The sequence below is a fragment of the Mucilaginibacter sp. P1_A3 genome (assembly GCF_056406855.1).
This window is the reverse complement of sequence record NZ_JBFTZJ010000008.1, coordinates 343024-367837: the sequence shown is the minus strand read 5'-3', so window position 1 is coordinate 367837 and position 24814 is coordinate 343024. Positions and strand designations below refer to the sequence as shown.

At 41.8% G+C, this 24814-nt stretch carries 19 protein-coding genes; 7 read left to right on the top strand and 12 right to left on the bottom strand.

Features of this window, described 5'->3' with window-relative positions; all coding sequences use genetic code 11:
• Window positions 1-87: 87 nt before the first annotated feature.
• The gene (locus tag AC1D0K_RS19100) at window positions 88-465 is read right to left on the bottom strand and encodes a response regulator (RefSeq protein ID WP_477392149.1); all 378 of its coding nucleotides are present in this window, start codon (window positions 463-465) and stop codon (window positions 88-90) included.
• Window positions 466-761: 296 nt separating this feature from the next.
• On the opposite strand from AC1D0K_RS19100, the gene AC1D0K_RS19095 reads away from it, so the two are divergent.
• Together AC1D0K_RS19095 and AC1D0K_RS19090 are read left to right on the top strand one after the other, a co-directional pair.
• Window positions 762-2171, top strand: a complete 1410-nt coding sequence (locus tag AC1D0K_RS19095) for a glycoside hydrolase family 30 protein (RefSeq protein ID WP_477392148.1) — start codon at window positions 762-764, stop codon at window positions 2169-2171.
• A 34-nt stretch (window positions 2172-2205) separates the two neighbouring features.
• Window positions 2206-3975 carry a cellulase family glycosylhydrolase gene (locus AC1D0K_RS19090; protein WP_477392147.1) on the top strand — a complete coding sequence of 590 codons (1770 nt, stop codon included), beginning with the start codon at window positions 2206-2208 and terminating at the stop codon, window positions 3973-3975.
• 523 nt (window positions 3976-4498) lie between these two features.
• Here AC1D0K_RS19090 and cfa read toward each other — a convergent pair.
• The 9 genes from cfa to AC1D0K_RS19045 all read right to left on the bottom strand — a co-directional run bounded on the left by cfa (window position 4499) and on the right by AC1D0K_RS19045 (window position 16091).
• Window positions 4499-5614 (bottom strand): cyclopropane fatty acyl phospholipid synthase, encoded by a 1116-nt coding sequence (gene cfa, locus AC1D0K_RS19085; protein ID WP_477392146.1) that lies wholly within the window; start codon window positions 5612-5614, stop codon window positions 4499-4501.
• Window positions 5615-5768: 154 nt separating this feature from the next.
• A complete protein-coding gene (locus AC1D0K_RS19080) occupies window positions 5769-7307 on the bottom strand; it encodes a YifB family Mg chelatase-like AAA ATPase (protein WP_477392145.1) in 1539 nt (512 codons plus the stop codon).
• Window positions 7308-7498: 191 nt separating this feature from the next.
• A complete protein-coding gene (locus tag AC1D0K_RS19075) occupies window positions 7499-8149 on the bottom strand; it encodes a hypothetical protein (protein ID WP_477392144.1) in 651 nt (216 codons plus the stop codon).
• A 157-nt stretch (window positions 8150-8306) separates the two neighbouring features.
• Window positions 8307-8699 (bottom strand): hypothetical protein, encoded by a 393-nt coding sequence (locus tag AC1D0K_RS19070; RefSeq protein ID WP_295720514.1) that lies wholly within the window; start codon window positions 8697-8699, stop codon window positions 8307-8309.
• A gap of 290 nt (window positions 8700-8989) precedes the next feature.
• The gene (locus AC1D0K_RS19065; RefSeq protein WP_477392143.1) at window positions 8990-10615 is read right to left on the bottom strand and encodes a carboxylesterase/lipase family protein; all 1626 of its coding nucleotides are present in this window, start codon (window positions 10613-10615) and stop codon (window positions 8990-8992) included.
• A gap of 199 nt (window positions 10616-10814) precedes the next feature.
• Complete coding sequence (locus tag AC1D0K_RS19060) at window positions 10815-12404, bottom strand: M1 family metallopeptidase (protein ID WP_477392142.1); 1590 nt, start codon at window positions 12402-12404, stop codon at window positions 10815-10817.
• Between the two features lie 3 nt (window positions 12405-12407).
• Entirely contained in the window at window positions 12408-13154 is a 747-nt protein-coding gene (locus tag AC1D0K_RS19055; RefSeq protein WP_295720519.1) for an energy transducer TonB, read from the bottom strand.
• Window positions 13155-13605: 451 nt separating this feature from the next.
• Window positions 13606-14934 (bottom strand): signal recognition particle protein, encoded by a 1329-nt coding sequence (gene ffh, locus AC1D0K_RS19050; protein ID WP_295720521.1) that lies wholly within the window; start codon window positions 14932-14934, stop codon window positions 13606-13608.
• A 140-nt stretch (window positions 14935-15074) separates the two neighbouring features.
• Entirely contained in the window at window positions 15075-16091 is a 1017-nt protein-coding gene (locus tag AC1D0K_RS19045; RefSeq protein ID WP_295720523.1) for a DUF3078 domain-containing protein, read from the bottom strand.
• Between the two features lie 272 nt (window positions 16092-16363).
• Here AC1D0K_RS19045 and AC1D0K_RS19040 point away from each other — a divergent pair, with 272 nt between their 5' ends.
• The 5 genes from AC1D0K_RS19040 to AC1D0K_RS19020 all read left to right on the top strand — a co-directional run bounded on the left by AC1D0K_RS19040 (window position 16364) and on the right by AC1D0K_RS19020 (window position 21447).
• Entirely contained in the window at window positions 16364-16600 is a 237-nt protein-coding gene (locus AC1D0K_RS19040) for a hypothetical protein (protein WP_477392141.1), read from the top strand.
• Between the two features lie 124 nt (window positions 16601-16724).
• Window positions 16725-18461, top strand: coding sequence for a glycoside hydrolase family 13 protein (locus AC1D0K_RS19035; protein WP_477392140.1), 1737 nt, complete (start codon window positions 16725-16727; stop codon window positions 18459-18461).
• A 27-nt stretch (window positions 18462-18488) separates the two neighbouring features.
• Window positions 18489-19379, top strand: a complete 891-nt coding sequence (locus AC1D0K_RS19030; protein WP_477392139.1) for a helix-turn-helix domain-containing protein — start codon at window positions 18489-18491, stop codon at window positions 19377-19379.
• Between the two features lie 258 nt (window positions 19380-19637).
• Window positions 19638-20963, top strand: coding sequence for a sensor histidine kinase (locus tag AC1D0K_RS19025; protein ID WP_477392138.1), 1326 nt, complete (start codon window positions 19638-19640; stop codon window positions 20961-20963).
• 253 nt (window positions 20964-21216) lie between these two features.
• On the top strand, window positions 21217-21447 hold the full coding sequence (locus AC1D0K_RS19020; protein ID WP_477392137.1) for a hypothetical protein: 231 nt from the start codon (window positions 21217-21219) through the stop codon (window positions 21445-21447).
• A gap of 61 nt (window positions 21448-21508) precedes the next feature.
• Here AC1D0K_RS19020 and AC1D0K_RS19015 read toward each other — a convergent pair whose 3' ends face one another.
• Complete coding sequence (locus tag AC1D0K_RS19015) at window positions 21509-23185, bottom strand: C45 family autoproteolytic acyltransferase/hydolase (protein WP_477392136.1); 1677 nt, start codon at window positions 23183-23185, stop codon at window positions 21509-21511.
• Window positions 23178-24686 (bottom strand): phytoene desaturase family protein, encoded by a 1509-nt coding sequence (locus tag AC1D0K_RS19010; RefSeq protein WP_477392135.1) that lies wholly within the window; start codon window positions 24684-24686, stop codon window positions 23178-23180. Before AC1D0K_RS19010 ends, AC1D0K_RS19015 begins: the two co-directional genes overlap by 8 nt.
• Between the last annotated feature and the right edge of the window lie 128 nt (window positions 24687-24814).

The window sequence follows — 24814 nt, the reverse complement described above, 5'->3', positions numbered from 1 at the left end:
GCAGATGATTTTGCATAATTGGATCTATGCTTTCATAAAAAAGACCGTCAGATAGCTGGCGGTCTTTTCTTTTATATCTAATTTTTATTAGTGCGCAGGTACCAACACCCGGTTAATAACACGTTCCAGTTCTTCCAGGTCAAATGGTTTGGCAAGATAGGTTTGAGCCCCCGCATGGCTGGCCAATACCTGAATATCGCTGTTTGCCGAAAAGTAAATCACCGGAATATTCTTTAATTCTTCTGATTTTTTTAGGGTCTGTGTAGCTATAATACCACCAGCATCCGGGATCCAGTTATCCATAAGGATCACATCCGGCAAAATCCCTGATACCTTTTCAGTAATATTATTACAATCGGTAAAGGTATGCACTTCCCAGCCCTGTTCTTCTAAAATGTAGCTGCAAATGGAAAGGATGTCTTCGTCATCATCAAAAATGATGATTTTTTTTGTGGGATTTTTCATTCGATAGTGCAAGTGAAACTAAGCATAATTTTTTATAAAAGCAAATAATTTTAGCTTCTAATTAAAAAAGCCAAACATCCCGCTTTAATAACAGGCACTTCAAATCCACTACTTTATTGTTTCTAAAATATATCTGCCAGGCAATTACATAGCTTTGCATACCCAACCAGCTAATTTATCTGTTACTTAATAATTTACCGTTTTAAATACAAAAACTATAATAAATTTACTTCACCAATTATTCAACAACCCTTAATCCTTTTAGTATAATGCACAGCTTGCTTAATACCAGATCTATGAATAAATATATCAGTTTGTTTTTATTGGGAACCGCGCTTTTGGGTACAACAACCATATCCTATGCCCAGAAACCTGCAACTGCCAGCCTTTGGCTTACCCGGGCAGATAGATCTGCACTGTTCGAAAAGCAGAAAGAACCCCTTAAATTTGACGTAACGGGGAGTAATAATTTCACCATTGCCGTTGATGATAAACAAACCTACCAGTCCATTGATGGTTTCGGCTTTGCGCTTACCGGGGGCAGTGCCATGCACATCATCCGGATGAGTGCTGATAGCAGGGCCGAATTGCTAAAAAACCTTTTTGCTACTTCCGAAAATAATATCGGGGTTAGCTATATCAGGTTAAGCATTGGCGCTTCTGATCTTAACGAAAAGGTTTTTTCATATGATGACATGCCCAACGGGCAAACGGACCCCACTTTGAAACATTTTGATCTTGGTCCCGACAAACAGGATGTTATCCCGGTAATGAAACAGGTATTAGCCATCAACCCTGCTATAAAAATATTAGGGTCACCATGGTCGCCGCCAGCATGGATGAAAACCAACAATGATACCCGCGGGGGCAGGCTAAAACCCGAATATTGGGGCACCTACGCCCAATACCTGGTTAAATATATACAGGGCATGCGGGCACAAGGCATTAAAATTGATGCCATAACCATTCAGAACGAACCTTTGCATCCGGGAAATAACCCCAGCTTGTTGTTAGCAGCTCCCGATGAAGGCGCGTTTATAAAAAACAATTTAGGTCCCGCGTTTAAAGCAGCCGGCATCAAAACAAAAATCATCTTATATGATCATAATGCTGACAGACCTGATTACCCTATCTCTATTTTAAACGATGCGGCTGCCCGCAAATACATTGATGGCTCCGGGTTCCATTTATACGGAGGTGATATAAGCGCCTTAACCACTGTACACAATGCCCACCCCGATAAGAATATTTATTTTACCGAGCAGATGGTAGTGGAGCCCGAAAATCAATCAACCATTGATATTACATGGCCGGTTAAACAACTTATTATTGGCGCTACCCGTAACTGGAGTCGTACCGTACTGGAATGGAACCTGGCTGCCGATCAGGATTACAAACCCTACACAGACAGGGGTGGCTGCCCATCATGCCAGGGCGCTGTAACCATCAATAAAAGTGATGTAAAGAAAAACATTGCTTATTACTCTATAGCGCACGCTTCAAAATTTGTTAGGCCGGGATCGGTACGCATAGCCTCAAACAATACAGATAAACTACCCAATGTGGCCTTTAAAACAGCCGATGGCAAAAAGGTTTTAATTGTAGCCAATGCCAGCGATGCCGCGCAGGATTTTAACATACAGTACGCAGGAAAAACCCTCGCCGCGCATTTGGATAAAGGGTCGGTAGGTACATACATCTGGTGATTTTTAAACAAAACGTTCATTATAATTTAGTATCATGTTACTCAAATCTGTTAAAAATATTTTAGTTGTTAAGGGCTTATTGGTTGTTGCTGCTGTTTCCCTTGTATCCTTACAAAGCAACGCACAGGGCTTTTTAAAGGCCGACGGCAAAAAGATAGTGAACGAGAAAGGTAAAAATGTACTACTGCGGGGCATGGGCATGGGCGGTTGGATGCTGCAGGAGGGATATATGCTGCACGTGAACAAGGATAGCCGCCAGTTCCGCATTCGTGAGCGACTGGAAGAACTCATGGGCTCTGCCGAAACCAAAGAGTTTTATGATACCTGGCTGGCTAACAATACCCGCAAAATTGATGTGGATTCTATGCGCCGCTGGGGCTTTAATTCGGTGCGACTGCCTATGCATTATAATTTGTACACGCTTCCTATTGAAAAGGAGCCGGTTGCCGGGCAAAACACCTGGATTGATAAAGGTTTTAAAATGACCGATGCGTTGCTGGCGTGGTGTAAAGCCAACCATATGTACCTCATCCTTGATCTTCATGCCACGCCAGGCGGGCAGGGTAATGACCTCAATATATCCGACCGGAATACCGATCATCCATCACTGTGGGACAGTGAGGCCAACAAACAAAAAACGATTGCGCTTTGGCGTAAACTGGCCGACAGGTATAAAAACGAACCCAATATCGGCGGTTATGATATCATTAATGAACCAAACTGGGGTTTCGATGATCCTGCAAATGACAAAAACGGTCTGAAGGAAAAAACCAACGCGCCTTTAAGAAAATTGATGGTTGATATTACCGCCGCCATTCGCGAGGTTGATAAAAAGCATATCATTATTATTGAGGGTAATGGATGGGGCAATAATTACAACGGCATACTTCCTACCTGGGATAAAAACATGGTGCTCAGCTTCCACAAATACTGGAATTATAATGATCAAAAATCAATTGAACATATCATTAAGACCCGCGATCAATATAATGTACCCGTATGGCTTGGCGAAACCGGCGAAAACTCAAATGTTTGGTTAACCGAAGCAATTGGTTTGCTGGAAAAAAACAACATAGGCTGGGCGTTATGGCCGCTTAAAAAGATGGGCAATAACAACCCTATCGAAATTCCATCAAACCTGAACTATGATGACGTAACCAACTACCTGAATACCGGCCACCACAAGCCCAAAGAAAGCAATGTATACAGCGGGACCTTAGAGATGGCTACCTATGCAAAGTTAGAAAACGCCATCATTCATCATGATGTGATCGACGCTATCTTCCGCCAGCCCTTTACTACCGCTACCAAACCGTTTAAGGCCAACAAAGTTGCCAATGGCACTATCATTAATGCAGTCGACTATGATATGGGCCGAAATGGATTTGCCTACTTTGATACCGATACTGCTGATTACCATGTAGCAACCGGTAAATATGGCAAAGGCAACAGCGGGCATGTTTACCGCAACGATGGGGTGGATATCAGCAAAGATTCTGCTGCATATAACAGCTACTATGTTGATGATATTGAAAAGGGCGAGTGGCTGCAATACACGTTGCAGGTTAAAACACCCGGAATATACACCGCCAAGCTGAAGGTTGCCGCCGCTGCCGACGATGGAAAACTTTCCTTAATTGTAAATGGCGTAACGCAATCCATTAACGTACCCAGCACCGGCGGATTTAAAAAATGGCAGGTTATCGATTTAAAAAATATCCACCTAAAAGCCGGGATTAATAAAGTAAGGGTTTATGCAGATATGGGAGGATATAATTTCCATTGGCTGCAGTTTGTTAAGTAAATTAACAGGTTATCAGGGGGGCTAAATTTTTTGCGTCATTGCGAGTTTTACTATCCGGGGAACACTGAAAGGAAAATGACGTTTGAAAAATTTGTCATCCTGAGTCGTAAAATCTGGTGGCCTCTGAAGGAGAAAATGACGTAACAAAACTGGCTGTCATCCTGAGCCCGTCGAAGCATAGCGGGCAAAGGCCTCTCCGCGCGAGTCTTCGACAGGCTCAGACTGACAGGCCGACACGCCTCAAAATTCAATACGTCATGGGTAGGAACGAAGGATTTTCTTCGCCCTGCTCATCACCGACTTTTATAGTGAAGAAGATCCTTCACTGCGTTCAGGATGACAAACTTTACAAAACGTCATAGGTAGTTGTGAAATCCAGGGACTCTAAAGTCGGAAATGACAAGCGGCGAAAGACTTACGAAGTTTTAAAAACTTCGTAAGTCTGGGATTCAACAACTTGTCATAAATAGGTACGAAGCAATGACGATTTATTTATTTTTAGACAGCTTTTCCGTACAAAGCCCTACCGTACAGTCTCGTACAATCCCAGCTTAACCGGTTTTGTATAAACTACTTGCCAAAGGTGGTTTTTGCGCGATCTGAATGACGCAGCACTTGCGTTGAGGTAATATTCCCACATCCTGTAAAAAGGCACGCCATGCTCTGCTATAAACTCATCTTTAAAATGCGCCAGGTTTTTTAACCATTCCATACAGGTGCGATCATAATAAACACCGAAATTATGCCAGTCTTCTAAAATGAACAGGCCCATGGCTGCGGTTGTAATCTGGGCGGCAGAAGGGAGCATCCCATTGGGGAATATATATTTATCTATCCAGGGATCGGTAACTTTGGTTGAATAATTGCCACCAATGGTATGCAGCAGAAAAATGCCCTCATCAGACAAATTTCTTTCTACTGTTTCCATTAATACCCGGTGGTTTCGGTAACCAATGTGCTCCATCATGGCTACACAAGCAATTCTATCAAACTTATCATTCAAATCGCGGTAATCATGCACCCTGATCTCTACCGGTAAACCCTTGTTAACTTCGCGGGCCAAAGCTGCCTGCTCTTCAGAAATGGTTATTCCCACTACTGATACGCCATAGTTTTCGGCAGCAAATTTTGATAGTCCACCCCAGCCACAACCCAGGTCGAGCAGGCGCATGCCGGGTTCTAACTTAAGTTTACGGCATATTAAATGCAGCTTGTCATCCTGGGCCTCATCTAATGTTTTCGCGGTTTTCCAATAGGCACAGGAATACAACATGTGCTTATCCAGTATCCGCTTATAAATATCATTACCAATATCATAATGCTTACGTACAACATCTTTTGACCGGCTTTTGGTTTGCCGGTTCATAAACTTTGCTTTAAGCGCATATTTTAGGGTGGTAAAATCGCGGGGGATCATTTTATCAACCCTGTTATACTGCACCCGGAAAAAAAACTCGTCTAAAGCCTCACAATCCCACCAGCCTTCCATATAGGCTTCGCCGAAACCCAAAGAGCCTGCGCTAAGCAAGCGATCGAATGTTTTCGGGTTGTGTACTTGTAAATCCCAGGGGTTATCGCCATTCATTTTGATCCCCCCGGCGGCAAACATCTTTTCAATAATTTCTTTAGACGAACTCATATATTTAAGCCTTTAACCGTTTGTATGGTGAAGTTAATTTTTTTTTTGCGCTAACGCAAGAGCACTTTATAAGCGTAATTAATTTAATCTTTATTGGCATTACAGGCAATAGGAACTGGTTTCTGCGTTTACAAACCGCATAACAGCGATAGCATTACCCGGCCCAGCCTTCTCTATCCAAACTCCTGAAATGTATTGCCTCCGCCAAGTGTTCCAGCCTTATTTCTTCGCTGCCCGCGAGGTCGGCAATGGTGCGGGATACCTTCAGGATACGGTCATAAGCACGGGCAGAAAGGCCCAGTTTCTCCATAGCTTTTTTGAGCAGAGTTTGACCCGCAACATCTATCTTACACTGATCGCGTACCATTTGGGGACTCATCTGGGCATTGGCATGAAGATCTGGCCTGTTACCAAAACGTTCTATCTGGATTTCGCGGGCTTTGATTACCCGTTCGCGGATGTGCTCGCTTTTTTCGGCCAGTCTGTCTGATGATAGTTCGGTAAAGTTAACCGGGGTAACCTCCACATGCAGGTCGATCCTATCCAACAGCGGACCAGAGATCTTACTCAAATATTTTTGCACCATCCCCGGCGGGCAGATGCATTCCTTCTCGGGATGATTATAATATCCGCATGGGCACGGATTCATACTGGCTATCAACATAAAGCTGGAGGGGTAATCAACCGTAAACCGGGCTCTTGATATGGTTACTTTGCGTTCCTCCAGCGGCTGACGCATTACCTCCAACGCGCTCCGTTTAAACTCGGGCAATTCATCCAAAAATAAAACACCATTGTGAGCTAATGAAATTTCGCCCGGCGCCGGGTTACTTCCTCCGCCCACTAAAGCAACATCTGATATAGTGTGGTGGGGACTCCTGAAGGGGCGTATGGTAACCAAAGCATCCGCGGCAGCAAGTTTCCCCGCTACAGAATGGATTTTGGTGGTTTCCAGAGCCTCATACAAGCTCAGCGGCGGCAAAATGGAAGGTAGTCTGCGGGCCAGCATGGTTTTCCCAGCCCCCGGCGGACCAATCAATATCACATTATGGCCGCCGGCAGCGGCAATTTCCAAAGCACGCTTGATATTTTCCTGTCCACGTACTTCGCTAAAGTCGCTGTCGTAATTGCAAAGGCTATCATAGAACTCCTCGCGGGTATTTACCAGCACCGGTTCCAATTTAATATCGCCATTAAAAAATCCGGCTACCTCTTTTATGTTTTCCACGCCATAAACTTCCAGATCGTTCACAATGGCGGCTTCCCGGGCGTTTTGCTTGGGGAGAATAAAACCTTTAAAGCCATCTTTGCGTGCCTGTATGGCAATAGGCAATGCCCCCTTTATAGGCTGCAGGCTGCCATCAAGCGAAAGTTCTCCCATGATGATATACTTATCAAGCTCCCCGGCTTCTAACTGCCCGGAGGCGGCTAAAACAGCGGTAGCAATAGTAAGATCGTAAGAGGAACCTTCTTTTTTTATATCCGCAGGCGCCATGTTAACTACAACTTGCTGGCGGGGCATTTTGAAATTGCAATTTTTTAAAGCCGAGTCGATGCGGAAATAGCTTTCCTTTATGGCCACATCGGGCAAGCCCACAATAAAGTATTTTGTGCCCGCCACAATATTTACCTCAACTGTTATAGTGATAGCTTGTATCCCATAAACTGCACTGCCAAAAGTTTTAACCAACACTATGATAAAGTTTAATCAACGCGAAAGATAAATATTTTTAATTGTGTGGTAAAAATATGTGTGTATTAAAATAACCCGGTTGTAGGAAGCGCGAACGCTTTTATTGTTTCGTTTGGCTATTACTCTCTAAAATCTACAAAAAAACAGCCCACAAACAACAACGGCACCCTTTTGGGTGCCGTTGTTGTTAATTATTTTTTCTTGTAGCTGTCAAAATCGCTGGCGAAATCTTTCAGGATGTTATACCATGAATGTGCCCAATAATTTCTGAAGCCAAAGCCCCGGCTGTTGCCTGTTTTATAAACAGTAAACAATACTGTTTTATCGTTCATATTTACAAAGGTTACCCATGCACCGGCCAAATGGGTTGCTTTACTCATGCCCTCTACAATCAGCATCATGCCTAAACCTTTTTGACCCTGAAAATCGTAGTTCTTAACTACTTCAACTATATCTTTTTCTTTAAGGGTGCTAAAGTCGTTCGGGTTTTCGGTAAAAAAGTTTTTAGTAAGGGCATTATTTGCTGCTTCGGTTACTTTAAAAGCAAAATGTACAGTATCGCGATGAGATGCACGCGGAACATTATAAGTTTTGGGTTCGGTTATAAACAGGTTGGCCCAGGCCGGAATGTATTTATTAACAAACTCAGAGTTTAACAGCTCGCCTGAGGCTTTATATGCGGCTTCAGACCCAATAAACCTCATTTGCGAAAAATCAATTCCCAACCAGGTAACAGGTACCTTGGGGTTAAAAACATCTGCTTTGGTTTGTGCGAATAGTGCTTGCGTGGTGGTGCAAATAATTAAGGCAATAAGCCAGGTAAATTTTGTGATAATTTTCATGGTTGTTTTATGCAATTTAACAGTATCAAATAATAGTACCGCAAAATATACAGAATTCCTTAAAATAATATGCCCTTAAAATAAACAGATGGTTAATTTTAAGGGCACAAGTTAATAATGCTTTATAGATCAGTATTTTAAATACCGCTACTGATCCTTATATTGTGTTAGCAAAAAGGAAAAATACGCAGGAAACCACTGCATATACCATCAACATAACCGACCATACTTTCTGGTTGTTTTTGCTCAGTTTTTCAAATGCAACATTCCATCTTTTAAACCGGCCGTTGTTAAGCAGTATAAAATAATTAAGCAATAAAACGCCGGTAGTTGCCAAAAGCATAATGGTAGCAGTTGTAGCATTGATGTTAAACCATTTTTGATTTAAACAAAGCTGAGTGAGCACCAGCAAATTGGTTAATAATAAGATCATCAGGAAACTTACACCAAAAAGGGAATTAAACTTAGGTAAGCCACCTTGTCCGAAATTTTTTGCACTCCATCTGTAAGCTGTTACATAAATGGATTTTGAGATTCCTGATGCGTTCATAATGTTAGGGTTTTAGGGTTAATATTCAAAACAAGTAGCCTATACTGCTCAATTGTTTGGTTAATAACGTAACATACAAAATTTTGTTGTGTAAAAATTAGCTTATTTGCAAAATTCAACTGTTATCGATTAATATTTACGTTGTGGTAAAAAACAATCGCATTTGTTAAAATAATAAAGCATATCCTAAATAAGCGGCAATTAATAATACTCGTATCGCCGGTGATACAATAAAAACGGCCACTTTAAAGCGGCCGTCTTTTATTGTATTTTAAAAATTTGCTGATTATCTATTTTGCCGATGCCATTTGAAGCAATGTTGCATCATGATGAAATTTAACTTCAGGCTTATTATCAAACAACATTTCGGCCCCATTTTGGGCGGTATAAGCAGGCCAGTTAGGAAGCCCTTTGGCATTAGGATTGCCGGTACGGGCAAAATTAACCCATGCCTGACTCATCTTTGTGGCTAAGGCATAAGCTTCTTTACCACCACCTGTCATTTCCTCACATCGTTTAATGTTATCAAACTCAAAGCAGATATCAATACAGTGGATAGATTTGAACATGCCATCGGCAACGGGTGATTGCCATGTGAACATATACATATAAACCGGTGCAGCCCCGGCAATGGCCTTGGCATTTGCCTGGCGGATAACACCCGGCCTAAATGTAGCCAGGTCAATATCCAAATAGTCTGATGGCTTTACGGTTCCTGGATAGGATTTTAAAACCTCGGCCATATAAGTATCTGTTTTATCTCCATATTTTTTTTGCAGGTTGGTTTTAACCTCATCCAGGGAGTAGTTTCTTATTGCCGGATTAATAAGCGAAGCCATAAACTCGGTTTTGGTTGATCCTACCAGTAAGGGAATGTTTTTTGATAGCTCAATTGCTGCCGCGTCGTTGAGCTGATAAGGCAAAAATACACCATCATTAACCGGCTCCCAGCCTAAACCAAAGCCAGCTACCGGTTTACCCTCGGCCTTTAATTGCTGCGCAACTTTTGGCAGGGCTTTTTTTGCCGCCGCGCTCAGGCGTTCGTAAGGTATGGTTTGTAAGGAATCTACCTGTGATGGTTGCAGATTAAGTACTTCCAGCATGGCGGCGCCTATTCTTTTTGATACCTCATTATCCATAAATTTGGTTTGATAGCTACCACTTTGAACAATAGCTTTATGGAACAAACCCTTTGCAGATGGCGCAGCCATTAAGGTAGTAACCTTACCGCCACCGCCTGATTGACCAAAAATGGTCACATTGTCCGGGTCGCCACCAAAGCTGGCTATGTTTTGCTTAACCCATTGCAGCGCGGCAACAACATCCATCATTCCCACATTTGCCGATGATTTATATTTATCGCCATAGGCCGAAAGGTTTAAGAAACCCAATAAGTTTAACCGATGGTTGATAGATACCACTACCACATCACCCTTTTTACTTAAGTTTTCACCATCATAGGATGGCAATTCAATAGCCGAGCCTGCAGCAAAGCCGCCACCATGCAGCCAAACCATAACCGGTCGTTTTTTTTGATCATTAAGTCCGGGAGTCCAAACATTAAGCTTAAGGCAATCCTCGTTCATATATCCCCAGTTGTGCTGAAAGCCAAACTCAATAGGATCATTAACCGTAGCGGTAGCATCAATAGGGCAAACTGCGCCATAAACTAATGATGCACGGACGCCTTGCCAGGCTGTTGGCTTTTCGGGAGCCATAAAACGTTTGGCCTGTGCGTAGGGGATACCTTTGTAATTATAGGTGCCGTTGTGAATGTAGCCCCGCACCTGCCCGTTATCGGTACCGGTTACAGCTATGTTTTCACCTGCGGTAACGGCGTCGCCGCTTTGGCAATAGCCCAATACAGGCATCAGGCAAAGAGCCAGCAAAGCCCAAAATGTAGAATTTTTCTTCATGGTTATCTGGTTTTATATAATTGGTTTATGGATTATTCGCGGGTTGAATAATTTATACCAGTACCATGAAATTGCGTAGATGACAACTAATCATTAAGCACAATTATCATTGTGTAGGTATTACACAATGATAATTATAAATTTCTATTTTACAATAGCCTGAAACAACTTTATTACAAATGATTTGATTGCCAATCAGCTATTTAGCCAGCACATCAAACGAAGCCAATAAATTAACATTAGGGTCGATGTTTATGGCTTGAGGCTTTGCTTTTAAAGGGATCTGCACTGTGGTTGTTATATTTTTTACAGTAATGCTGTGGATATGGTCATCAACAGCGATTTCAAGGGGAAATTCATACAAATTGCTTTGTTTTTGCTCAATAGTAATATCAAGCATTTCTTTAGCGGCATCATATTGCCAGGTTAACTTCAGGTCGGGGTGCCCGGCAGTTCTCAACCATTGTTTAAAAAATGGTTTCAGGTTTTGGCCGCTGGCTTGCTCCATTACCAGGCACAGGTCTGCAGTATTGGCATTGCGCCCATTATATTTTGTGTAGTAATTGCTTACACCTTTCCAAAAGGTGGCATCGCCCAGCTTTCGCCTCAGCATGTGCAACACCCAGCCTCCCTTTTGGTAGCTATTGGCATTAAGTAATTGCATGTATTGGTTTTTAACCGCAGTATCGACCACAGGTGTCATCCGTTTCTTTTCAAAATCAAAAACTGTTTTCCTGTCTGCGGCTAATCGTTTTTTTAAGGTATCTGCACCATATTTATTCTCCAGGTACAGGTTGGTCATGTAAGTAGCAAAACCTTCGCTCAGCCACAGATGAGCAAAGGTTTTTTCGCTCGCGCCATCGCCAAACCATTGATGCGCTATCTCATGGCCCATTAACTCCTCTATGCCTTTATCGTTAACCGACTCCTCGAAATAGAATATGGCACTGGCATTCTCCATACCGCCAAATATGGTTTTTGATTGCACATTAGCCAGTTTTTCATAACTGTAAGGACCAACCTTTTTAATGAAAAATGGTAATATCTCTTTAGCTATCGCGTAGCTTTTAAATCCTGCATCTTTATTCTCGGGGAACACATACGTATAAATGGGAATACCGCTAACATCGCCGGTATGATCTATAGCGAACTCCGCGACACCAATTACCATCACCTTGGTGGGCAGGGCTACGTTTTCCTGCCAATGGGTGAGTTTTAGGTTGTTGGGCAATGCGTTTTCCTCCAATTTTAACCCGTTTGATACCACCTGGTAATGATCTGGGGCTGTTACTACAAAATCAACAGTGGCTTTGTCTGCCAGCGCATCAACGCAGGGCAGCCAGTTATGCGCCCTGTTGGGCCAGTTATCGCCAAAAAAAGTACGATGACCAAAGTTATTGGTTGATATGATCAATCCATCGGCAGGTATACCTTCATAGTTAATCACATAACTATGCCTGCTGGGTGCTACAACAGTGGTATAAATTTTAACCGCGCCGCTATCCTGTTCAAATTTCAGATTTTTACCGTTTTCTGTTATGGATGACACCGTCATCCCTTTACCTGCGGTGTTTTTCTTAACCAGGTCCAGGCTAAATGACGATGTGCTTTTCAAAAATTTTATGGCAACCGTTGCTTCGCCTTTAATGTTGTTATCAACATCATTAAGTTGCAGCGCAAAATTGTAGTGTTGTACATCAATAGGTGAACCGGGGACCTGGGCATGAGCAGATAATGAAAAAAAGCCAACCGTGGCACTGCTTATTAAATAAATTATTTTTTTTAACATCTTCTAATCTTTTACAATTGTAAAACTAACGGGCAACTCATATTCTACTTTCACCGGTTCTCCCTTATATAAGCCCGGAAGCCATTCTCCCGTTATTCGCTTCACACCATTTAGTGACTCCTCGTCGCAACCAAATCCTAAACCTGATTTTACCTTGAAATTGGACGCACGGCCTAATGTATCTATCGTGAAAGCAATTATAACTATTCCCTGTATATTATGCTCCCTCGCAATTGCCGGGTATCTTAAATTATATAGATCATTCTGCATTATCTGTTCACCGTCTAAAAATAAAATGGGGCGATCAAGGCTTAAGCTTATGGTGTCAGCTCCTTTGATTACTTTATAATTTTGGCTTAAGCTGTCTGTATGTGATAATTTATAATAGCGGAGCACTTTGTTGCTATAATCGTATTTTACTTGTAATTCATCCTTTCCATTAAAGGCGCTCCAAAACCCAAAACGTTTATCGTTTTTAAAAAAACCTGTTACAGCAACTGTACCCCTATGGGAATAGTATGTCCAGATGCTATCCTTCAAATTATCTTTGTAATATCCATCACAAATTAATCTGTTATTAAAAAGGACATATTTTTCATATTTGCCGCTTCGTATTTGCTCATTAGAATCAAGGACAAAATACTTTTCTAAAATATTGTGTTTTTCATCTGCCTTAATAATTTGCTTTATTTGAGCAGGCGACCTCAACGGCAGCAAAAAAACAAATAGTAGTAGAGCCGCATTTTTCATACCGTAAAGATATCGGGATAAAAGTATTTTTAATTAATCTGACGGCTTAAATCGAGTTTTATAAACTAAAAATTATAGTTGCGGGTAATATTCTTTAAAATCGCAAAACGTCCAAATGCTAACCTAACGAATACAAATCCTTAAAACGTCACACTCGCCCCTGCGGTAAATAAAAAACACAAACAATTTTTTGATGTATTGCTCACATATTCAACGTGGTTAAATGGTTTAATAAGGTAGAGGATAAAAGAAATCTGCACTTTATTAATCATATAAGTAATCCGGTACTGAACCGCTAATGGCTAATAGTTTGGAATTAAAAAACAGCGCAATTTAACTCTATGCAATAAAGCGAAGGTTTTCGCTCTCAAACTAAAAAAGCCTTTGGCAAATGCCAAAGGCTTTTTTTTAATATTATAAAGTGCTTCCCTTACGGGATAAAAGGCATCTTTTACATCTTCGGCATTCTGCGCATCATGCTGGCCATGGCGGCAGGGTTGCTCATTTGTTTCATCACCTTTTTCATGTCATCAAACTGCTTCATGAGGCGGTTTACTTCGGTAAGATCAGTACCAGAGCCCTTTGCAATACGGTTGCGGCGACTTTGATTAATGGTTTCCGGATTTGATTTTTCGAAAGGTGTCATTGACTGGATGATAGCTTCGATAGCCTTAAATGCATTGTCATCAATCTCCACGTCCTTCATCATTTTACCTACACCCGGTATCATACCCATCAGATCTTTCATGTTACCCATTTTCTTGATCTGCTGTATCTGGCTGTAAAAATCGTTAAAATCAAATTTGTTCTTACGAATTTTCTTTTGCAGCTCGGCAGCTTCCTTTTCGTCAAACTGCTGTTGGGCACGTTCAACCAGGGATATCACATCACCCATACCCAATATCCTGGATGCCATACGATCAGGGTGGAAAACGTCAAGCGCTTCCATCTTCTCGCCTGTACCAACAAATTTGATAGGCTTATTAACAACCGATTTAATAGATAACGCTGCACCACCACGGGTATCACCATCAAGCTTGGTTAACACCACACCGGTAAAGTCAAGGCGATCATTGAACACCTTGGCGGTGTTTACCGCATCCTGACCGGTCATGGAGTCAACTACAAACAGGATCTCATGTGGTTTCACCGCAGCTTTTACCTGCTCAATTTCCACCATCATTGCTTCGTCAATAGCTAAACGGCCAGCGGTATCAATGATAACCACGTTGTTACCATTTTGCTTTGCCAATGCAATACCCTCCAGGGCAATAGCCACCGGATCTTTCGATTCCAGGTTGGCGTAAACCGGCACACCAATCTGCTGGCCTAATACCTGCAATTGATCAATAGCCGCGGGGCGGTATATATCATCGGCAACCAGTAACGGTTTTTTGCCCTTTTGTGTTTTTAAGTAATTGGCCAGCTTACCTGTAAAGGTGGTTTTACCAGCACCGTTTAAACCAGCAATCAATATAATGGTTGGCGATGCTTTAAGCTCCAGTTCGGCGGTGGTGCCGCCCATAAGCTCGGTAAGCTCATCATTCATCAGTTTGGTAAGCAACTGGCCCGGCGATATGGACGTTAGTACGTTGTTACCCAATGCCTTTTGCCTTACATCATCGGTAAATGCTTTGGCGGTTTTATAGTTTACGTCGGCATCCAGAAGGGCTTTGCGAATTTCCTTCATGGTCTCTGCCACGTTTATTTCAGTAATAGTTCCTTGTCCCTTCAGTACCTTAAAGGCCCTGTCGAGTTTATCCGAAAGATTTTCAAACATTATTATTATCCTAATTTTGAGCTTACAAAGGTATGATTTTTCTTGTTTGGAAAAAGGATGAATGGAGCAAGGAAAGGGACAAAAGAAAATAAAGGATGCTGTGTCATATATTCTTATCCCAAAAACGTTGTTCTATAAAATTATGGAAAACGATACAGTATACCGAGCGCAAGCCCCTCTGTACCCTGGGCGGCGGAAGCCGTATGTCTATCGTACAGCAGCGTACCGTTAATGGTTACGTTAACGAGGCGGTTAACCCGGGCTGATAGTACGGCATCCAAACGATGGGTAATAAATTTAGGTGATTCGCCGTAGGGAATAAAGAGTGCATAACGGGCGTTAAGGTGCACGTTTTTCATCAGGTCTTTATCAAACAAGCCTACTATCTGGAACGCGAGGTCGTTTTTCACGGTATGATTGGGGCCAACGCCGTAATCATTGCTTTTTCTTACACTATCATCCAAAACAAATGTTTGCCTTGCGGTACCAGTACCCAATCGTAAATCAAAATAACCTGTTGGCTTATACTCAAAACCTATCGATTCTGTTAAGTAGCCCGGCGCCATAAAATTCGAGATCTGCTGCGCGGCAAATTTGCCTCCGCCCAGGTCTGTATAGTTAAAGCCCTTATCAAACTGCGATTCAAACGTAAGTGCACCAAAAAAGTACCAGTGTTTGGATAGCTGTGATGCAAGCTTATTATCAAAGTAAATACGATCGTTAGTTTTGCGTTTGCCCTGGCCTTTATTTTTAGCTACGCCATACGTAAGATTAAGCTCAGATACATAGCTGAAGGGAGCCTTGTTATATTCGGTATGGTAAATAAAGTTAGTACCCAGTGCTACCGAGTTTACACCACCCGCGCTGTAATTATTGGTAAATGCCGACTGGCTAAAGTTGAGCCCAAAAAGAACCGTTTTTTTCCAGTAATTTATTTTATAATCCATCAGCGTAACCGGAATTTGCTCCCGCTGTATTTGTATTGCCCTTGCCCTTGTAGGAATGGCGTTACGGCGCGAATCGATCCTGAGTTTGTTAATCTGCGCGGTATCAATTTTGATGGTGTCCTTTTTCAGCGAATCGGTTTGCTGAGCGCTTACCGAAATACTGCAGGCTATTAATGCTAATAAAAGCAGTCCAAGTCTGGGTTTTAACATAGTACACAAATTAAAGCAAAAATCTCCTTTATAACCGTCTTTAATTAAAAATGTTGTAAAACGATTTAATTAAAAAATGTTTTTAGCCCCTCTTAATGGATATTAAATGCCAATTATCTGTATAAACAAAACGGCATTATAAAAACTAAACCGAATGCATTTTATAACTCAAAACAGTCAATTATGTGATTAAACAAGAAAAATTCCGGCATTATTTACCCACTTCTAAAACATAGCTTTATAGCTCATTGTTATCATAGAAACTTAAAATTATGAATACAAAAGCTGCAGTTAGTATACTAACTATTTACCTGGCCTGTTACATAATTATATTCGCCACCGGGTATTCCATTACCTTACTTGCCGCCATGTTCCTGGCCTCGCCGTTTCTAATATGCTGGATGATTTACAAAGTTTTAAAAGATGATAGCTTTAAATATCCGGCATTAGGCCATAATGAAGAATGGGGTTATCTTGATAAAGATAAAAATGATCTGGGGCTGTTTTAATTATTTCAGATTTCAACTCTATTTAAACCGGTGCCTGGTGTTGCCTGTCAATTAACTTTTATAAAACACTACATTTCAATTATTTGTGCATAATTTAGTAATTATAAACCATTCATTTCCGGTTATGAACAAGCCCTCCATTCCATTTATTATCGCCATGACTTTTTTTATGCTTACTGGCACATTTGGCCGCGCGCAAAACAGTTTAAATAATAAGGACAATATTGACCGCAAATGGTGGAAAGAGGCTGTGGTATATCAGCTTTATCCGCGGAGTTTTAAAGATGATAATGGAGATGGCATTGGCGACCTGAAAGGAATAATATCTAAACTGGATTATATAAAAAGCCTGGGAGTAGATGTGGTATGGCTAAACCCCATATACAGTTCGCCAAATGATGATAATGGTTACGATGTAAGTGACTATCGCGACATTATGAAGGATTTTGGCACCATGGCCGATTTTGACACGCTGCTAAAAGGCATGCATGCGCGGGGCATTAAACTGGTTATGGACCTGGTAGTAAACCATAGCAGCGATGAACATGAATGGTTTAAGCAAAGCAGAAGCTCGCGCAACAATCCATACCGAGAATATTACCACTGGTGGAATGCCGAGAAGGGAAAGCCGCCGTACCGCTATAGTTTATTTGATGTTAACCATGATGCCTGGCGCTATGATTCACTTACTAATGCCTATTACCTTCACTATTTTTCGCGCAAGCAACCCGATTTAAACTGGGAAAACCCTAAACTGCGCCAGGAGGTTTATGACATTATGAAATTTTGGGCCGATAAGGGAATTGATGGCTTTAGGCTTGATGCATTCCAGTTTGCGGCAAAGGATACAACCTTCCCGGCATTTCCGCAGGGGTTTGAAAAAAACTTTACGCAGTACTATGGCATGCAGGGAAATTTGCACGGCTATTTGCAGGAGATGAATAACCAGGTGCTTAGCAAGTATAATGTAATGAGCGTGGCAGAAGGCGCCGGCAATACATTTGAAGACGCGCACAATTTGGTTGATGCCGATAGAAATGAATTGAACATGGCCTATGCATTTGAGGGAGTGGATATTGCCAAGCCCGAAGGATACAGTTTGTTGCACTTAAAAAGCGTGTTTAGTAAATGGGATAGCGCTTTTGCGGCCAAAGGGTGGCTGTCGGTCTTTTTAGCCAATCATGACCAGGCCAGGCTGGTGAGCAGGTTCGGCAATGATAGCCCGCAGTTTAGGGCGCTATCATCAAAAATGCTGACCACCTTTTTGATGACTATGCGCGGCACGCCCTACTATTACAACGGCGATGAGTTAGGAATGACCAATGCCGGATTTACTAAAATTGAAGATTACCGTGATGTGCAAACGCTTAATGAATATCAGCGTCAAAAAAACCTGGGAACCGATCTGCAAAAGTACTTACAACGAATAAGCTTTGAAAGCCGTGATAATGGCCGCACACCCTTTCAATGGAATAGTACCGGAAATGCAGGCTTTACAAAAGGTAAGCCATGGATAACGGTAAACGCCAACTATAAAACCATTAATGCGGCCGCCCAGGAAAAAGACCCGGCCAGTACATTAAATTATTTCAGGAGAGCTGTAAAACTGCGAAAAGATAACCTTGTGCTGGTGTATGGCAAATATAGCCTGTTGGATAAGCAAAATCCGGATACCTATGCATTCACCCGGGAGTTAAATGGCAAAAAACTATTGGTATTGTTAAATTTCAAGGATAAGACAGCCACCGCACAAACGGATATCAACCTGAGCAATGCCGCAGTATTGTTGGGCAATTATGATAAGCCATCAAAAGACGGAACCTTAAAACCTTATGAAGCTGTGGTGTATGAGTTGAAATAAGTTTTAATTTTACAGCATAAGGCACCTATGGAAGTAATAACGTTAGATGAATTTTACAAGCAAACCGCGGCCCTTGTTCCGGAGGGGATCAATAAAGAGATAGGCCATTTCAATGTTTTCAACATTGCTGAGCTAAGCAAAACAGGTGTAATGCCTTATAACAGGCGCACTTATTATAAAATAAGTATGATTCGCGGCCGTAACAGGGCCGAGTATGCTGATAAAGTGATCGACATTGAAAAAAACGCCCTGCTATTTGCCACCCCCAGGATCCCTTATAACTGGCAGCCGCTGGATGATGATCAGCAAGGCCATTTCTGCATTTTTACCGACGAGTTCCTGGTTCAGGCCAAAAGCGGGGTAGTGCTCGATGATCTGCCTATCTTTCAACCAGGTGGCTATCCCATATTTCAGCTTAGCGATGATGACACCATCGCGATAACTGCCATATTTAGCAAAATGCACCAGGAACTATCATCAAACTATGCCTACAAGTATGATTTGATACGCAATTACATTTTGGAACTTATACACCAGGGTCAAAAGCTGCAGCCTGCTTCCGCGCTTTACCCTGGTCATACAGCCTCGGCAAGGGTGTCATCCCTGTTTATGGAGCTGCTTGAGCGGCAGTTCCCCATCGAATCGCCCAGTCAAAAGCTCAAACTGCGCACAGCCAAGGATTATGCTGATCGTCTTGCCGTACATGTAAATCATCTTAATAAGGTACTAAAAGAAAATACCGGTAAAACTACTACCCATATTATTAGTGGCCGCGTTATCCAGGAGGCCAAGATCCTGCTTAAGCAAACCGACTGGAACATATCCGAAATCTCTTACTCCCTTGGTTTTGAACAGGTAGCTCATTTTTCAAACTTCTTTAAAAAGCAAACGTCATTAGCGCCAATGGCGTTCAGGTAGTAAATTTTCATTTTAAACGCAACTTGTTATCCCCGATAAATAATCCGGGTTGTTTTGTATTGACTTTCGTTTAGCCAACAAGTTCAGCAGCCAGCAAATAAAGCGGTCATGTTATTTTTAAAGTATAAAACTAAACAACAGGAGGCTACGTAAAAAGAATACTCCTGTTTTGATACCCAGGTTTAAAACCCTGATTGCCTAAATTGCACCATTAATGATCAGCCAATCAGTAAATGATTTTAATATAGATTTGATATTTTGAAAAATCACGCAGCTTTTGAATTTTGGAATAGATTAGTTGGCCATAGATCAAATGTTTCGCTCGAAGGTCGAATTTTTCATTCCGTTTGTATAGTTATATTAGTTGTACTTGGCGTTAATATCCCATTCAATTATTTAATTGGCCTTCCTCAGCTGGCCATCCTAATGGCGATAATTTCCTTCGTCGTCGCCTTCGTATACTATAATTCCAGAATTAAAGACAGGCTCAATAGCAGTATTACTATTTTCCTGATAACCAACAACCTGTTACTTATTGCCAACTACTATTACAATTCTGGCATTAATGGGCCCGGGTACGTTATTTTTATACTATCGTTTTTTACCACGGTAGCCATCATTCCGCAAAAACAATACAAGATCTGGCTTCCACTTAACGTAGGCATTATTTTAAGTTTACTATTTATAGAAAACGCACATCCAGACCTGATCGAGAATACCTACAACAGCAGAACAAGCCGTTTTATTGATTTTGGCTACAGTTATATTGCAACGGTTTCACTTATACTGGTAGTTACGGTTCATATCCGCACTGCCTATAAAAAAGAGCGAAGAGTTGTAGAGCAGAAGGCAAAGGCACTTGAATTGACAAATACCACCAAAAACAAACTCCTCTCCATACTGGCTCATGACCTTAAAGAGCCGCTATCATCATTACAGGGTTTCCTGGAGTTACTTACCGAATACAACCTGGACGAAGCTGAAAGAGTAAACATTGAAAAGGAACTATTAAGACGCACGCAAGACACCTCTTATATGCTAACCAATGTACTTTCCTGGACCAAAAGCCAAATGGAATCTGTTCAGGTAAAGCTAATCCCTTTAAACTTGCTGCAAACATTAGATAATACACTCCGAATTTTAAAAAGCATAGCCAAAGAAAAATCTATTGAGCTTCATGATGATTTAGCGAGCCATATTTGGGTAATAGGTGATAGGGATATGTTGCAATTGGTTATTAGAAACTTAGTTATAAATGCCATTAAGTTTACTTATCCCGGCGGCAAAGTAACCGTAAGTGCCGAAGTTGTAGAAAACAATTGCATTATTAAGGTAGCCGATACCGGTCAGGGCATTCCTCTTGCACAGCAAGCCAGCTTATTTTCACTTTCGGCCCAGTCCACATTCGGAACCGGAAAAGAAAAAGGCGCGGGATTGGGCCTGGTGCTTTGCCAGGAATTTGCAGCCTTGCAAGGAGGCAAAATATGGTTTACAAGTGAGCAAAATGTGGGGAGTACCTTTTTTGTAAGTTTTGAGTTTTACTCCTTAGCCAAACATGGGGAGTTGTCAAAACTGTCTTCATAAAAGTACTGCAATCAAAGATCTTTGCTACTTATTCAAAAACAAATGGCTTGCTGGCTAAACACAGGATTACACAATAACCGTGCATGTACAACTTACAGGCAAATATTCTATAGCTCTTACACCGCACTCTATTTATTTATCGTTAAATTTATCAATAACTTATATGAGCATGCTTTAATTGGATCATTTATTGATTATATAAAAGAACAAAATCAAACCTTCAACCGTTCATGCTAAAGATCAATTTATCACTATGGAAAATTTCGACATACATTATGCGGCCAACAACAGGGAGTTCGATCTGCATATTTTAGCCAAAAAAAATTCTATCAAGGGTGTTTACTATTCGGTTTATGACCATGGGGTATGGCTTGCAAATATCTGCAAAAAAGGCAGGGATAAATACAAGGCACTATCGTACACCGGGGCCTTCCCGCAAAACGATTTGGATATTATAGGGCAGCAGATTGATTTAATCCATTAAACTACTTATCAACGGAGGTTAACAAAGGGCTTAATAATGCGCTGTAGTTTGCTTTATGAAGTTATTTTAGCTTTTCCACACATTTGTTAAGTTGTATTTTAACATGGTCCTCTTCCTTTTTAGTAGCGATAACTTTTGTTAAAGCAGCCTGGTAATATCCCAAAGCTTTTTTGTACTCGTCATGCTTAAACGAATAATCGCCGGCTATTACGTAGGCATGGTAGTATTGAGGATTGGTAGCTACCAGGCTATCGGTATTTATCGTTTCGCCATCAAGCACACGCTGCTTCATTTTACGAAAGCTCACAAAGTCCTGGTATTGCGCAGTTGAAAGAAAAGTATCTGCCGGTACCGTGAGGTTCTGCTCGTTAATTTCCTGATCCTTTTTCATACCCCGCAATCCAAATACTTTCTTCAGGTCATAGGCCACATATTCGCCCAGTTGCCATGGCGAAGTGCTTACCCAAACCAACAGTTTCTTAGGCTCAAAAACAATGCTGTGGTGCGACATTAGCTGGTTGATGGCTTTCTCGTTACCCATGCCAATATCTGCTCCATGCATACCTTTCTGATCGCGCAATATCGCTATGGTTTTTTGTACCGTATTTTTGCCGTTGGCATTCAGCAGTTCCATGAGGCGGTTATACCGGTATGGCGATGCACTCTCGGCCACCTGGATCTTGTTTTCTTTTGAATGAATGAGGCCCTTGCTCTGGAAATGGTTGGCGCAAACAATGTAATCCTGATGCGGATCGTACATATCCAGCGTATCGGGGGTTTTCTCAATTACAACGGCTTTGTTATCGGCAGCGGAGGCAACCAGGAAGGCTTCAGATACAAACATCTTACGCTTTTTAGCAATAGCATATGCTTCCTGTGTGTTTTTAGCATACTGCAATATCTCGCGGGCCACCAATGATACCGGCGTAGCCGCTCCTGTAGGAATATTGGTTTTATCGGCATTGATGGTTACACTTACCCCTTTTTCATTCATCCCGGATACTGCGCCGATAAAACCACCCCAGGTAACAGTCATAAATTTATACCCTTCGGTGGGATTAAAAAATGCCACGATCTTATCCTGCGCAAATTTATCGCCCACATAAAAATCAAAATTACGACCAATGATCATCGTACTATCCTCAGATTTTACACCCCAGGTGCCAAACGATGTACAGCCCACCAAAGCCATACTTTGCAGCGCATGGCCAATATCATGAGCGGCATGATAGTTCAATATCCGCTGGTAGTTGGAACCAATGTACTGGTACTTATCTGATGCCGATTTAGAGATCCCGTAGATCTCTTCCTTATATTCTTCGGTTACATTTTTATCCAGGTTGCGGTTAAACCACGCAATAAAGTATTTTAAAAAATGCTGGTAAAATTTAGAGGGCACTATCCTGCCTATCTGTTCTACAAAGTGGTCTTCCTGTGCCACAACCAGTTCCTGGCTTAGCTTGCCGTTTATAACACCACGTTCAAAGGGTTTACCTTCTACATACATTTCAAATAAACCACTTTTACTTTTGCGAAACCAATCGTTTTTAATGGTGTAAAAACCTTTGGAAGGCTCGGCGCGCTGTAGTTCCAAGCTGCTTAAATCCTTAGGATCGGGCGGGTAATCAATCGCTACCGCATACAGGTAAACCATGCCAATAATAATCAGCAGCACAAAACCCAGGAAAACATAAAGTATCCTTTTCCCAAACTTTTTCCAGCTGAATTTCTTATGCATTCCGTATTTTCCCTATTATGGCATCGTTGCCCAGTAAAGTAGTGCAGGTAACTATAGCGCTCATGGCTGTACCTAAAATACCATGTAAGTTAAGGTTTTGCCCGGTAAGATACAGGTTAGGTATTTTAGTGCGCGGTGATATAAATGTTTTTAGCGTGTGTTTATAATCTTTCACGATGCCGTAAAGTGAACCATCGCCATTACCAATATAATCGCGGTAGGAGAGTGGCGTTGCCGAGTAATAGGATTTGATATGGCTCCTGAAATCCGGGAATTTTTTCTCCACCATGTCCAGCAATTTCTCGCTTTTACGAATCTTGAATTCCTCATAAGTTTCGCCCCGTTCGTTAACGTTTGATACCGTGTTAAAGGTATCCTCCCAGGGTTTCATCTCCTCAAAGCGCATATAGGTGAGTATAGATGCTCCATCGGCAAATTTGGCCGACCTAGAAGATGGAGCCATAAAATAGGCGTAGCCAAGCGGCCAGTTCTCTTCGTTGTAATCGGCAATATCCCAAACGTGGCCATCCTTGCCAATGTAGTAGTTGGTATTAAAATAAGGGAAGCTGTCCTTTTTAAAAACCACATTCAGCGTGAACGATGACACCGAGTTTTCCAGCCCTTTTAAGCGGTTGCGATAAGCCGGTTTAATCACGTCAGAATCCGTCATTTCCAGCGTTTGCACCGGGTGCATGTTGCTGATAAACTGCCGGCCATAGATGTTTACACCATTGGCGGTTTCCACATGCGATACCTTTCCATCTTCCACAACAATCCGTTTCACCTCGCAATGGCGCTTGATAACTCCACCCCTTGATCGGATGTTTTTGGCAATATACTTCGCTATCTGCGATCCGCCGTCCACACATTTATAGGAACTTTCAATATAGCTGTTCAGGATGAGCGCGTGTACATAAAACGGGGTTTTATCTGCCTGTCCGGCATACAACGCGTTATTACCCGCCAGTACAGCCTGCAGGCGCGGATTATCGGTTATGGATTCTATAAACCCTTTAGTGTCAATTTCCAGCACGGCCGACTTTTCGTTGAAATCATCGCCGCTTTTTAAGTTATACAAAGAAAATTTACTGCAAACCTCTTTTATCTTATCGCAATAGGCATTAAGCGCAGCTTCCTCGCCGGGGAAATGTTTTAATATATGGCTAATGAAATTATCGTAACCCTGGGCATATTCGTATTCAATCTCTTCGCCATAAATGCCTATCTTATCAAAAACAACATCCTGTTTTTGCAGTTTCAGCTTATCTATCAGGTTAAGGTATTTGAATATCTGGTACAGGTTTTGGCCTTCATCAAGCCCGCCAAGGTAATGCACGCCCGAGTCAAAGATCACTTTATCGCGCACATAAGTTTGCAGCGAACCGCCGATTTGCTTGTTTTTTTCTATCACGCAAACCTTGAATCCTTCCCTGCTCAGTAAATCGGCGCTCACCAATCCCCCCATACCGCTGCCGATAATTACGGCATCATAAATCTCCATTTATCTAATTCCCTGTTTTATATTATAGTTTATAAATCCTTATTGGGGTTTAAAGTTGGCCCGTGCGGTGAAATCCCCTCTTGAGAGGGGCAGGGGTGTGTTATCGCGCGCTTAACACACCCCTGCCA

Coding starts and splice junctions, on each gene's coding strand:
- AC1D0K_RS19010 (WP_477392135.1), bottom strand. CDS start 24,686: ATGGAGATTTATGATGCCGTAATTATCGGCAGCGGTATGGGGGGATTG.
- AC1D0K_RS19035 (WP_477392140.1), top strand. CDS start 16,725: ATGAACAAGCCCTCCATTCCATTTATTATCGCCATGACTTTTTTTATG.
- AC1D0K_RS19020 (WP_477392137.1), top strand. CDS start 21,217: ATGGAAAATTTCGACATACATTATGCGGCCAACAACAGGGAGTTCGAT.
- AC1D0K_RS19100 (WP_477392149.1), bottom strand. CDS start 465: ATGAAAAATCCCACAAAAAAAATCATCATTTTTGATGATGACGAAGAC.
- AC1D0K_RS19040 (WP_477392141.1), top strand. CDS start 16,364: ATGAATACAAAAGCTGCAGTTAGTATACTAACTATTTACCTGGCCTGT.
- AC1D0K_RS19015 (WP_477392136.1), bottom strand. CDS start 23,185: ATGCATAAGAAATTCAGCTGGAAAAAGTTTGGGAAAAGGATACTTTAT.
- AC1D0K_RS19095 (WP_477392148.1), top strand. CDS start 762: ATGAATAAATATATCAGTTTGTTTTTATTGGGAACCGCGCTTTTGGGT.
- AC1D0K_RS19075 (WP_477392144.1), bottom strand. CDS start 8,149: ATGAAAATTATCACAAAATTTACCTGGCTTATTGCCTTAATTATTTGC.
- AC1D0K_RS19060 (WP_477392142.1), bottom strand. CDS start 12,404: ATGTTAAAAAAAATAATTTATTTAATAAGCAGTGCCACGGTTGGCTTT.
- AC1D0K_RS19045 (WP_295720523.1), bottom strand. CDS start 16,091: ATGTTAAAACCCAGACTTGGACTGCTTTTATTAGCATTAATAGCCTGC.
- ffh (WP_295720521.1), bottom strand. CDS start 14,934: ATGTTTGAAAATCTTTCGGATAAACTCGACAGGGCCTTTAAGGTACTG.
- AC1D0K_RS19065 (WP_477392143.1), bottom strand. CDS start 10,615: ATGAAGAAAAATTCTACATTTTGGGCTTTGCTGGCTCTTTGCCTGATG.
- AC1D0K_RS19070 (WP_295720514.1), bottom strand. CDS start 8,699: ATGAACGCATCAGGAATCTCAAAATCCATTTATGTAACAGCTTACAGA.
- AC1D0K_RS19030 (WP_477392139.1), top strand. CDS start 18,489: ATGGAAGTAATAACGTTAGATGAATTTTACAAGCAAACCGCGGCCCTT.
- AC1D0K_RS19090 (WP_477392147.1), top strand. CDS start 2,206: ATGTTACTCAAATCTGTTAAAAATATTTTAGTTGTTAAGGGCTTATTG.
- cfa (WP_477392146.1), bottom strand. CDS start 5,614: ATGAGTTCGTCTAAAGAAATTATTGAAAAGATGTTTGCCGCCGGGGGG.
- AC1D0K_RS19055 (WP_295720519.1), bottom strand. CDS start 13,154: ATGAAAAATGCGGCTCTACTACTATTTGTTTTTTTGCTGCCGTTGAGG.